This is a genomic window from Silanimonas algicola (genome assembly GCF_054777375.1).
Window position 1 is genome coordinate 24,097 of record NZ_BAAHAS010000004.1, and the last position, 11,976, is coordinate 36,072.

At 62.1% G+C, this 11,976-nt stretch carries 9 protein-coding genes; 8 read left to right on the forward strand and 1 reads right to left on the reverse strand.

Annotated elements, in window-relative coordinates:
- The first annotated feature begins 4 nt into the window (after positions 1-4).
- The 8 genes from ACYVAK_RS14420 (at position 5) to ACYVAK_RS14455 (ending at position 8,345) form a co-directional block, all read left to right on the forward strand.
- Entirely contained in the window at positions 5-1,864 is a 1,860-nt protein-coding gene (locus tag ACYVAK_RS14420; protein WP_461062230.1) for a type IV secretory system conjugative DNA transfer family protein, read from the forward strand.
- A 74-nt stretch (positions 1,865-1,938) separates the two neighbouring features.
- Positions 1,939-2,586, forward strand: a complete 648-nt coding sequence (locus ACYVAK_RS14425) for an LPD7 domain-containing protein (protein WP_461062232.1) — start codon at positions 1,939-1,941, stop codon at positions 2,584-2,586.
- A 48-nt stretch (positions 2,587-2,634) separates the two neighbouring features.
- Positions 2,635-3,843 (forward strand): LPD7 domain-containing protein, encoded by a 1,209-nt coding sequence (locus tag ACYVAK_RS14430; RefSeq protein ID WP_461062234.1) that lies wholly within the window; start codon positions 2,635-2,637, stop codon positions 3,841-3,843.
- A gap of 68 nt (positions 3,844-3,911) precedes the next feature.
- The gene (locus ACYVAK_RS14435) at positions 3,912-4,166 is read left to right on the forward strand and encodes a hypothetical protein (RefSeq protein WP_461062236.1); all 255 of its coding nucleotides are present in this window, start codon (positions 3,912-3,914) and stop codon (positions 4,164-4,166) included.
- A complete protein-coding gene (locus tag ACYVAK_RS14440; protein WP_461062238.1) occupies positions 4,153-5,295 on the forward strand; it encodes a zeta toxin family protein in 1,143 nt (380 codons plus the stop codon). The genes ACYVAK_RS14435 and ACYVAK_RS14440 overlap by 14 nt, the downstream gene beginning before the upstream one ends.
- Positions 5,296-5,372: 77 nt before the next feature.
- Entirely contained in the window at positions 5,373-6,794 is a 1,422-nt protein-coding gene (locus tag ACYVAK_RS14445; protein ID WP_461062240.1) for an ATP-binding protein, read from the forward strand.
- Positions 6,791-8,128, forward strand: coding sequence for a hypothetical protein (locus ACYVAK_RS14450; RefSeq protein WP_461062242.1), 1,338 nt, complete (start codon positions 6,791-6,793; stop codon positions 8,126-8,128). Before ACYVAK_RS14445 ends, ACYVAK_RS14450 begins: the two co-directional genes overlap by 4 nt.
- Positions 8,129-8,141: 13 nt before the next feature.
- Positions 8,142-8,345, forward strand: a complete 204-nt coding sequence (locus ACYVAK_RS14455; protein WP_461062244.1) for a DUF1737 domain-containing protein — start codon at positions 8,142-8,144, stop codon at positions 8,343-8,345.
- 15 nt (positions 8,346-8,360) lie between these two features.
- On the opposite strand, the gene ACYVAK_RS14460 is transcribed toward ACYVAK_RS14455, so the two are convergent.
- Positions 8,361-11,882, reverse strand: coding sequence for a class I SAM-dependent DNA methyltransferase (locus ACYVAK_RS14460; protein WP_461062246.1), 3,522 nt, complete (start codon positions 11,880-11,882; stop codon positions 8,361-8,363).
- Positions 11,883-11,976: the final 94 nt, after the last annotated feature.

The window sequence follows — 11,976 nt, forward strand, 5'->3', positions numbered from 1 at the left end:
TCGAGTGGCAGGACCCAGCAAGTCCCGCGTTATCGCGGTTGTCGGCGTCATGGCGCTGTTGCTTTCGCCTGCCTGGCTGGCGATGTCGTCGTTCTTGTTCGGGCTGCTTGCCATGGGCGATCCGAACGCGGTTGAGTGGTACTCGCTCGCGGAACTCGCGTGGCTCTACCCGACCAACGAGGTAGTTCAGAAGTACGGCTTGATTAGCGCCGCCGCCTGCGGCGCCGTGCTCTACCTGCCGCTCCTGATTCTGATCATCCCAAAGAAAGAGTCGCTGCACGGGGACGCCCGCTGGGCGACTGGCCAAGAGATCCGCCGCGCGGGCCTCCGCGGCACTGACGGCATCATCGTTGGCCAGGAGGGCGGCAAGTTTCTCATCGCGTCCCTCAACGAGAATCCTCACATCGTCCTTGCCGCCCCCTCGGGCAGCGGCAAGGGCGTGGGCTTTGTCGTCCCCAACTTGCTCAACTACGACGGTAGCTTTGTCGTTCTGGACATGAAAAAGGAGAACTTCGAGCTCACCGCCGGCTTCCGAGCAGCGCACGGGCACGAAGTCTTCCTGTTCGATCCCGCCTCCCCAACCCGCCGCACCCATCGATGGAACGCTCTTCACTACGTTCGCGATGATCCCGCATTCCGGGTGGACGACCTCCAGAAGATCGCCAGCATCCTATTCCCGGACCCGGACAGTGGTGATCCGATCTGGGCCGCCAGTGCTCGAAGCCTCTTCCTCGGTCTCGGCCTCTACTTGTTCGAGACGCCCGGGAAGCTCCGCACCCTCGGTCAAATGGCTCGCGAGGCCTACGGCGGCGACCCGGAGCGATTCCGGAAATTTTTCGATGACGCTAAGCGCGCCGGCACGCCCTATAGCGACACTTGCGTTCGCATGCTCGAGGATTTCATGCGGACGCCGGACAAGACTCGCGGCTCGATCCTCAAGACCTTCACCAGCGCTTTCGAGATCTACTTCAATCCCTTCGTCGACGCCGCGACGTCTGGGAACGACTTCGATTTCGCCGATCTTCGCCGCAAGCGGATGACGATCTATCTTGGAATAAGCCCGGACAACCTGGGGCGCCTAGCGCCGTTGCTGAACCTGTTCTTCCAGCAGTTGGTCGACGTGAACGTCCGGACCCGCCCTGATGAAGATCCGACCATCAGGTACCACGTGGCGCTGCTTCTCGACGAGTTCCGTTCGCTTGGCAAGCTGAAGGTGATCGTCGACGCGATTGCCTTTCTTCGAGGTTACTGGCTGCACCTGCTACCCGTGTTCCAGTCGTGGTCGCAGGTGAACGAGGTATACGGCGAGCAGGCTGCCCGCACTTTTCAGGAGAACCACCGCATCGAGGTCACGTATACGCCCGGCAGTTTGGCCACCGCCAAGGAACTGTCCGAGCGCTTGGGCAACAAGACGGTGAAAAGCGTGTCCCGCTCAAGGCCCAGCGGCTTCAGCTCCGGGTCCCGCAGCATGAACATCAGCGAGGCGGCCCGCGCTCTCCGCATGCCTCAAGAACTGCTCGAAATGCCCGATGACGAGGTGATCGTCCTGGTACGGGGGATGAAGCCGATCAAGGGCGAGAAGATTCGGTACTACAAAGATCCCCGGTTCACGGGTCGAATCCTGCCTCCACCACCGATTCCCGAGGTGCAGCCGGTCCAGGTGGAGTCCATCGTTCCGCAGGCCCCACCCGTCACGACCCGCCCGGTCGATGTGAGCGACATCGATTCGCTCTATACTCGCGACCTATCGGATTTCGACTTGGATTTCTCGGGGATTACGGTCCCGACCGGAGACCTGAGCCAGGAAGATGCCGAGGCGTTGGCTGACGCCATGTTTGCTCAGCTTACAACCAAACGTGCATAGCAACCTTTGAGAGGTTTCCCACTATGTCGAGCACGACCCAATCCCCCTATACGGGCGGGCGCGCACTCAATGAAATGATCCGCAAAGACCCGTCTCCGAAGGGCCAATTGCCCACTCGTGAGATGCCTGAGTCCGTAGCCAAACACTTCATCAAGCAGGACAACGCGTACTTCTCCGCCAACCTCGAGAGCAAGCGCCTCGAAATGGTTGATCGCGGCAACCGCATTCATGCCTATCGGCCGATCACGACGTTCGTTGTTCGCACGATGGCGGAGACCGCCGAGCTCCGCGGCTGGAAGGAAGTCGAGCTGACCGGCGACAAGGTGTTCAAGCAGTCGGCGTATGTCGAACTGCAGTCTCGCGGCATCCAAACGCGCGGCTACGACCCGACGGCGAAGGACGTCGAGATTCTTGAAGGCCGGGCCATCAGGGCCGCCGCCAAGGAAAATCCGCTCGTTCAGGCGTTCCAATCTGCTTCGACCGACAAGGATCGCAAGGCGGCGACCAAGGCGTTCCCGCAGCTGGCGCAAGCCTTCGCTGCCGAAGCGGCCGCGGTCAAGTACGCCGACCAGAACATCGATTCCCGCAAGGCCCACGCTGCGTTCGTCGCACGGGTTCGCGACAACATCAGTGTCTCCCTCCATACCGGGAAGGAGATCTCCGTCGATGTTCGTCAAGCCCCGGACAAGCAGCAGAGCGCTGAGCGCGACGCCGAGCGTTGATCCAAAAGGGCCGCCTCGCGGCCCTTTTCGCCTTTGGAGCCCCCCGCCATGAAGTCCCCGTTTGAAGGGCTTACGCCCGAAGAGATTGAACTCGCCCGCGCCGCAGTGTTGCGCGCCCAAGCCATCCAAGCCGAGCGTCGCGAGAACGAAGCTGCGATAGCGGACGCTCGCCGTTTGCAAGATCAGGTAGGGAACGCCGATCCGCGCGTGACTGCCGAGATTGCGTCGGCGATCAGCGCGGCCGAAACAGCCCGCGAAAGCCTCGACAAGGCTACGGATCAACTCGCGCTCGATCTATCTGCGCAGTCCAAGGCCTCCGCTGCTGCGGCTCAGTTCGCCACACTCATTTCACAGGCGGACAAGGGCGATGATGACGCCCGCCGAGCGATCGACCTGGCGATGGATGACCTTCGCAACGGCCGGAGCGATCGTCCAGCGAACCCCGTGATCAATGCCATTGAGGAGGTCGTCGATCGAGCCCCGGTGTCGGTCGCCATCGCGGCGTCGAACATTCGAGTCGACCGAGAGCAGCCTGACCTTCAAGAGTCACGCGCATCAGCCACGGACAAGATCACCGTTGTTGCGCCCTACCCCCCAGGCTTCGATTCCCGGTTCATCGCTGTTGGCACGCGCTTTTTCACGAAGGACCAGGCTGCGGATAAGCAGCCCCAGTTCGTGTTCCGCGACAAGGGCGCTCGTCTCGAGGTGGCGGAGACCTTCCGTCCCGCGGACATCAGCGCCCTGGTCGATGTCGCCGAAGCTCGCGGTTGGTCTTCGATTAAGCTGACCGGCACCGAAGAGTTCCGTCGAGCCATGTGGTTGGAGGCCAGCCTTCGCGGTATGGACGTCCGCGGATTCACGCCCACGCCCGAAGACAAGGCACGCCTCAGCGCCCTTCAGGCGGAGCGCGCCCCCGCTCAGAAGCAGGCTCCGAAGGAGCCGAACGCCATTGAGCGCGACGGCGAGCGTCGCACCAGGGCTCCTGCTGCAGTTGCGTTTCTAGATGCCAAAACACCAGCCCAGCGGGTCGCCGCGGCAGAGCGCCATCCGACCCTCAAGAGCGCATTCGCGCTCGAAGCGGCGATGGAGGCTTTCGCGTCCCGATCCATGGGCCGAGCTGCCGCAGCGGCATTCCTCGAGCGTTCGCGGGCCAACATCGCCCGTGATCTTGAGGCGGGCATTTCTCTGCCTTCGGTCCGCCTGCGAGAGCCCAAGACGCAGGAGCGCCAGATGGCTCGAGAGGCGCAAGAGCGCTAATCGCATTTGGCTCAGCTCGGCGTCATGCAGCGGCGCCGAGCCTGAGCGTCCCAAATCAGGAGCCCCCCATGAACACGATCACCAACCAGAATCCTGTCCTGGACAAAACCCTCTTTGAAACGGCGTTTCAGGCCCTCTCCTCTGCGATTTCCCGCAACGATGGCGAGTACATGGAGCTGATTCGCACTGGCGCTGACGCCAACGCGGTCGCTGCGGCGTTCGAGCGTGGCTGCGCCCTGCAGCGTCAGTTCCTCAATCTCGACCCGTCCAACAAGGACGCCCTGTCGAAGATCATCGAGGAGCATCGCCATGGACCCGCGTGAGTTCGCCGCCTCATTTGAGGCGATGCGCGTCAACCAGCTGCGTCATCAGACACAGCCAACAGAATCGCCCCGCGCTGTCATCGTCCTCGGGCAGTCAGGAACCGCGACACACGCGCTCGCCGCGGAGTTTCAGAAAGAACTTCGCGGTGCGGCGATCATCAGTGAATCGATGATCGCCCGCTCCTACGCCGATAACCTCAAGCTGCCTCCCGCCGAAGCCGCTCTTCAAGCTGCTAGCTCAACGTCTCGCATCGCCGACGGTGTCGCCTTCCACCGTCGCGATCTGATCATCCAGACCACGGGCCGTGATCCGGCTGCCATCGAAGCCATGGCCGCCGCGCTCCACAAGGCGGGCTATCGCACGCGGGTCGAAGCCCTCGCGGTGAATGAGCTTTACAGCCAGACGCGCAGCCATGTCGTTGTTGAGGCCTCGCGGCGTGAGCGCGTTGATGCCCGCGCCGGCGACGCCGTCGGCGCGCTCGCGGAGTACCGCGGCGTCGCCGAGGCGATGACGCGCATTGAGGCGTCGCGAACGGTCGATCGCATTACTGTTCGGGACGTTGGTCTGGCCGAGGTCACTTCCGTGCCCGGGCGAGACGGCCCGGCGGGTGCGTCCGACGCTCTCAAGGCGCATCGGAGCACTCTGTCGGCCCCCTTGAAGGCGCAGATTGCCGCTGCGCTCGACAATGCGGCCGAGGCGGCGGCCGAGCGCAATGCCCCGCCCGCGGAACTTGAGGCGATTGGTCAGCTGCGCGCCCGCGCTCATTACGCTCTCCAGAGCACTCCAGAAGCCCGTCGGGAGTACGCCGAGGCCTTCGCCACATCCGCCTCGGCCGAGCGAGCCAGCGAGCGTCTGGCGGCGTCCTATGGTGCCGAGCTGGCCTCGGCCATCGCAGCCCCCAAGCCCCCGCCGGCTCTCGCGGCCAGAAGCCCAGAGCTGCAGCAGCTTGTGGCCACCCGCGCCGTCCTGCTAAAGGCCTTCGAGAACGCCCCGGACGCCGGCCGCCTGGCGGCCGAAGCACGCGTCACCGAGCGCTTGGCCGACGCTGCCCGAAGCGGTGCGGGCATCCAGCTCGATCTCCGAGTGACGCCCACCCAATCCCGGACCGCGGAAGCGGCCGAGCGGTGACCCTTTACCCCTTGTTACTTCGAGGTAACAAAGGGTAACTTTCCAGCCTCCCCCCCCCCATTTTGGTGAGGCCTGCCATGTCCGCCGATCCTTGGCACTACCCCCGCCCCGAACTGGCGCGCAAGTACCTCGAGCTGATGAGCCCCGGACCAGCCGAGGCCATTACCCTCTTCAGCCAGCGCCGCACCGGAAAGACCGCATTCCTCGCAAACGACATCGCAGACGCGGCCCAAGCCATGGGCCGAGTACCTGTTTTCGTCGACCTATGGAAGGGTCGCCTAGACCCTGGTCCAGCACTCGCGGAGCAGCTGCGAATGGCCACCCTCACCCTTGAGCAACCGAAGGGGTTTCTCCAACGGATCGGCCGTACCGAAGTAACGAGCGTGGGGCTCGCTGGCCAGAGCTTGTCGTTCAAGGATCGCCCTACTCCAGAGGCGCCCACTGACCCCACCCTGGCCATCAGCTATTGGGGCGAGCGCATGGCGAGGGCGACTGACAAGCCGATCGTCCTGATGATCGACGAGGTACAGGCGCTGGCCACCGGCAAGAATGCGGTAGACACAGCAAGCGCACTCCGTGCCTTCCTTCAAAGTCCCGCGGCCCGTTCCGGCAAAGTCCAGCCGATCTTCACCGGCTCCTCGCGTGACGGCATTCAACGCTTGGTCAACGACAGCAAGGCCGCTTTCTACCAGTACGGCGCCATGCCGGACTTCCCGTCACCGGACGACGGGATTGCGCATTTCATGGCGAAGCGTCTTCGTGAGTCCGCCGGCGTCGACGTCAATGAGACCAAACTCCTCGCTGCCTTTGAGGAGCTAGAGCGCAAGCCCGGTCCGCTGAAGTCGATGGTGGTGGCCATGGCCACAGATCGCAGCGCAGACGTCGACAAGTACCTGCACATGCAGATTGGTGAGCTTCGCGCCGCAGCCGACGTGCGAGTAGAACTTGCCCGTCTACGCCCGATCGAGAAGGTCATTATCCAGCGCATTGCCGATGCGAAGTCCCTGTTCAGCAAGGAAGCACAACAGGACTATATGGATCGCGTCGGAACCGCGCTCAACAACAAGAGCATCAACGATGCGGTAACGAAGCTGCGAAACGCGAACCTCGTGACCAAGGTCGGACACGGTCAATACGTCATCGAGGACGAGGAAGTCGCAGCCGCTGTAGTGAACGAACTCGAAGATCTCGCCCCGAAGGCACCTAGCGCGACTAGCGTTGCACGCGCTGCCATGAATCGGTGGCTCGAAGACCAAGACGCTGCCAAGGTCGAGTTCCCGACCTTCGCCAAGGTCATGCAGACCTTTGAGGATCGGATCAAGACGCACGCCACCGAGCTTCTGCAAAAGGGCACCGATCTCAACGACGTTTTCAAGACCATGCAGCGCCTCAAAGCAGAAGCAGCTGATCGCATCGTCAATGCCGGGCGACTCCTCGATCGCGACAAGCCGCCAATGATCGAGCCGATCCGTGGCAGGGACGAGGACCACGAGAGGTGATCCGCCTCGAGGTCATCCACGTCAACAGCTACCCTGAGCCCGACCGCCAGGCGGCCGCTGTTCAAGCAGCGGTCGACCTCGAGCGTGACCCCGCTGGATTCCTCGATCGTTATCGAAAGCATCCCCACACCCTCGGTGGCCGATATGTCTGCGCCGACTCTGCCAAAGAGCTGTTCCCGGTGTTTGCTCGTGATCCGGACAGTCGGAATCGATTCAACGGTCCCATCCACAATGCCGCGGCCGTCCTCGCATCGGCCGCGTTCCGCGAGGCTCTGGCGTCGACTCGCGAGAGCGCACAAGACACGGCGTACTTCCTGACCGGCGTGCCCGGGGCTGGCAAGACCTCCTCCGTACTCCAAACGCGCCCAGGAGCTCTGCTCCCTGCCCTCCCCGCAGACGCCGCTGTCGTCTACGAAGGGCAACTCGCAAGACCGTCCACGGGCATAGCGAAGATCCAAACAGCTATAGACGCCGGGCTAGTGGTTCACGTCGTCGCTGTCCACGTTCCACCGGAGCGCGCCATGGACAACACACTTCGGCGGTTCCACGAGTACGGTCGCGGCGCCAGCATTGAAACCATGGCGGCCATCCAGGGCGGTCAGGCTGACGGACTCGCCGCCATTCGGTCGACGTTCGGAGACCAGGTGCAATTCTCCATTCGAGACCTCAGTGACCCCTTCCAGCCCAAGCGCCTCCTCGGCTGGGATAACCTCGACAAGCTACGGGAGTTCGGCAATGTCAACGAAATCCGCACCCGCCTCGACCGCCGACTCGAACAGCACATCGCCGCCGGAACCGTCACCGACGCCGGTCGACGCCAAGCCCGGAGCGAACCCACGCCCGAGCAAGGCATTCCTGACGTGGCTCGACGAAGCGGACCAGGCATCGACGCGGATGGCCGCGAGCGAGGAAGAGCGCTGCCGGGTGGCCCGCGAGCAGTTCTGAGCGATCGCGAGGCTTTGGAAGCCGCGCATTACGCGCTCCGTCGTGACCCCGAGCAATTGCACGCCTTTGCGTCCCGCTTTGATGCTGGCATCGTCGATCGGAGCAAACGCCTCGCCCTCGCGCACGGCGAGCGCTTGGCCTCAGCGTTCCTGAACGACCCAACCGCCGCCGTCGATCTTTCATTGGTCAACGCTGTCGCCGCCCGCGCCACCGCGGCCAAGTTCATCGTCGAACGCTTGCCCCCAGCTGCACAAGCGCAGGCTCAAGCCAGCCTCGATGCGCGCATCGCGGAGTCCATCCGACGCGGTGACGACCTCCCGCCCACCCTGCTCCGCGAACAGTCAGCGCAGGCTCAAGTGCGGCAGTGGAGCATGGGCGAACGGGAGTAACCCGAGAACCGCCATGCCGACCCTGCCCGACTACAAGATCCTGACTGCTGACGACCCCATTGCCCTGCAGCGGCGCGTGGTCGAGCACCTTGCCGATGGCTGGGAGACAGCAGGAGGCGTCGCTCATGCTGTGGTACCCACTGATGGCCACAGGTTGGAACCTTGGTGGCAGCGCTGGTCTCAGGCCGTCGTCCGCCACCCGACGTGGCAAGACTGAATCTGGTGGCGAGCTCTATGTCTTGCTCCTCCACCGTCCATCATCCGTGGCCTCGACACGACCCAGCGCCGAGACCATAGCGAGGAGCTGAGGCAGTCGCTTCTTCCAGGGCCCTCGTGCCGTAAAGCGCGCGGCGATGTCGTCCAATGTCATTGGAGTCCGGCTATCGGCCAAGACCTCAGCGACCGCCCGCACTTGCGCCACCGGCTCTTTTGGCCAAGCCATAGGCTTAACCACCTTCACTGAGAAACCACCCTCGTCTTCGCTCTCGGAATCATGGCCGCCGTTAGTCGCATCGATCTCTGTCTGTTCCGGACGGCTATCGGCACTTGGGTTCTGGTACTCAGGACGAAGCCATAGAACATCGCCACGGGCCTCCCGCGCGGCTCGCTCTGCGTTCAGCGCCACCAAGCGCTCCAAGACGTAGCTTTCGATGTGGTGTCTGGCGTCTCCTTTGGTCTGGCCCTCAGCGGGAGCGTCGGTGCCGTTCACGACACGCAGCAGCGGCACCAAATCTCCCCAGCCGTACGCATGCATCACTGCTTCGTCGAGTTCATCGTGGATCTGCCGCAGCACCGATACCAGTCCTTGGTCGTGAATGCTGCGCTCTTTTGCAGACAGCACGTCTCCGCTTCGGAGCTTCTCGAGCACGTTGTAGATGCCAGTCAGGGTTAGCCCCGGATGCGCGGCCTGCTGGCGCTTCCTGTGAAGATCGAGGCTCTGCGCTAGGCGACTAACAGCTTCGGACGGGTACTCAGCACCTTTGCTGACAATGTCGCTGCCAAACTTGTCCGCGGTCACCCAATCGGGGAATGGAAAAGGCTCAAAGCACGTTGAATTCGTCCAGGTTGGGCGATCCTCTAAGGTTCCACCTGCCGCTAGAGCCCAAATGCGATGGATGGTGCTCGACAAGACTCCGAGAACGCGCCAGTCGTCAGTCGCGATCGCAAAAAGAGCCCCATCCCAGACAAGATGGCCCTCTACAGCAACGAAGAGGCCATGCTTTGCCGTAGACAGAGTCACGAAGTATCGATTCAAGCCCCTTACTGCTTTTCTGATCACAGGCCGCTCCCACGCGAATCGCCACCAGAGCTCTCTGATCGACTTCCGCTTGTTCTGGTCGCGCAGTGGCTTTACGCGGGTCAGCACTTGCTGGTACGCGGCAGGGTTTCTACTTCTCGCTTGCTCCTCGGTCAGCTCAAAGAAATCGATGATGGGCCTTCCGGACAAGCTCCCATCAAGAACATCACGAGCGTTGATGATTCGACTGATGCCTTGACCCATTGGCTCACTGTTTGAGTCAACGTAGAACCCGTCACCGACAACCTTCACTCCCTGCCCGCAGATCGAAGCGTTGGCTTTTAGCCTGATCGCGCCTGCGACATTCGCTCCTGACGTGAGGTCGCTGTTGATCACCGCACGGCGGTCCGCGAGATCTACGACAATCTCACCATCTTGGGAACCTTCCTCTGACGTCACGTGGCGCAACAGACCGTCGCGTCCTCCACTCTCTCCCGCCGTCATTGCAATCCTCACAGCCGCCCCTTCAGCGGTATCAACCCAGGGGTGATCTGGAATTGCGAAGACCAAGGAAAGCGGTTGCGTTTTGTCGAACAGGTGTCCTTCCAGAACGCGACGATTGAAAGTCTGGCGTATTGAGTTTGTAGTGATGAAGCCAAAACGCCTTACCTCACCATCTCGCACCAAGCTGGCGGCTCGATGCCACCAGTACATTACAAAGTCAGCCGATTCCGGGACATCACTCCAAACTGCACGCAGTGCGTCAACGTAGCCGTCGTCCAGCACAGAACGCATGCGCTTGTTCCCGATAAAGGGCGGATTCCCAACAATGAACTCGGCTGACGGCCACTCCGCCTTTCGCGGCTCCATGTAACGCACCACTGGCACTCGTGCGCTGTCATCCGGAATGTCCTCCCCCGTTACGGGAGAGCGCTTCATTGTCTTGCCGTCCCAGCGCGTCAGCGGCACGCCACCTTCATCTGTAACGGACTGCAAGCGTTCGTAGTCCAGCAACGCATCGCGGCATTCGATGTTCCGGAAATCGCGGATAACCGGGATGGGGGGGCTTACATCGCCCCGCGTTCGGAAGTGCCACTGGAGATAGCCGATCCACAGCACCACCTCCGCGATTGCAGCAGCACGAGGGTTGATTTCGATGCCTAACAGGTTATGGGGGTCAACGGTCTCGCCTGCTGCCGCATCTGCACGCTCACTTCCGAGCGCAAGATCGGTCTGTCGGTGCCCCAACTCGTCGAGTGCATTCAGCACTTCACCTTCGAGACGCTTTAGGTGTTCAAGCGTCACGTAAAGGAAGTTCGCACTGCCGCATGCCGGGTCCAAGACTCGTACTGTGCACAAGCGATGGTGAAACTTCAGAATCTCATCGACCGCCGATTGGACATCACCCTCAGCGGCCAACGTTAGCGCAGCGGCTTGTGCGTCTGTCCATTCCTCGCGCAGCGGCTCGATGACCGTCGGTATCACCAGGCGCTCGACATACGACCTGGGCGTGTAGTGCGCTCCTAACTTGTGCCGTTCAGTCGGATTAAGCGCTCTCTCCAGCAGGGTTCCGAAGATTGCTGGTTCAACGTGCCTCCAGTCCGCTCGTGCTGCTTCGATGAGCAGAGCAACCTGCTCGGCATTCAACGGCAACGTCTCCGGCTGCTTGAATAGCTTCCCGTTGAACCGAAGCACACGCCCGGCCAGTACGGCAGAGAATCCACCCTGATCCATGTCACGCCACAACTGCGCGAGCATCTGCATGGCGACTTCTGGCTCAGCCGCATGCCGCACGAGGAGCTTCCGAAAGCTCTCCTCCGGGAGAAGTCGCACGTCCTCGGCGAACATAGTGAATAGGCAGCGCATCAAGAACTGTGCGACTGCGTCTGCAGGATGCCCAGCGCCCTCTAGGCTCTTCGCGAGCTCTGCCAGCTTCGCGGCGATCTCTCGCGTCACCTTCGCCGACATGCGGGCCGGGTCGAGCGACATCGGGTCTGTCCAGATCCGCTTCAGCCTCTCGCGGATGTCCTGACGCGCTAGATCTTCCAGCGCAATTCGATGTGCTCGAGGATCGGGATACGGGGTATACGTCCCGCCCGACCTCGAAAACTCTGCGTACAGCTCGATGCGCTGTCCGACGTCGACAACGAGAAGAAATGGTGGGCGTCCCTCATCACCAGGGATCGCTCGCGCGTAGGCTTCAGCCTGGCTTCGAGCGCGCAGCATCGCTTCGTCAAATCCCTTCGTATGCGAGCCCGCTTTGATTTTCTTGGACTCGAGCACGAAATGCCCGCGGCGATAGAGATCAATGCGCCCTGCACTCGTGCTTCCATCGCCGTGCATGAACGTCACAGGACGCTCAAACATGTAGTCCATCGCCGGCGTCGGGTGCGGAGTCTCAACGCCAAGCAGCGCACACAGGTCGATCAGGAAGCTCTGCGATGTCGACAGCTCCGACGCGCGAACATCCTTCCATTTCGCGATGAAAACTGATGCATCCATGCGCTCATTCGACACCGTTGTGATTCCTCGCTTCGCGTTCTTGCTTCGGTGTGCTCTGCCCTACTTCCTCATGCGCCGAAGACATCGCTTGAGGGATCGCACGCCAGAG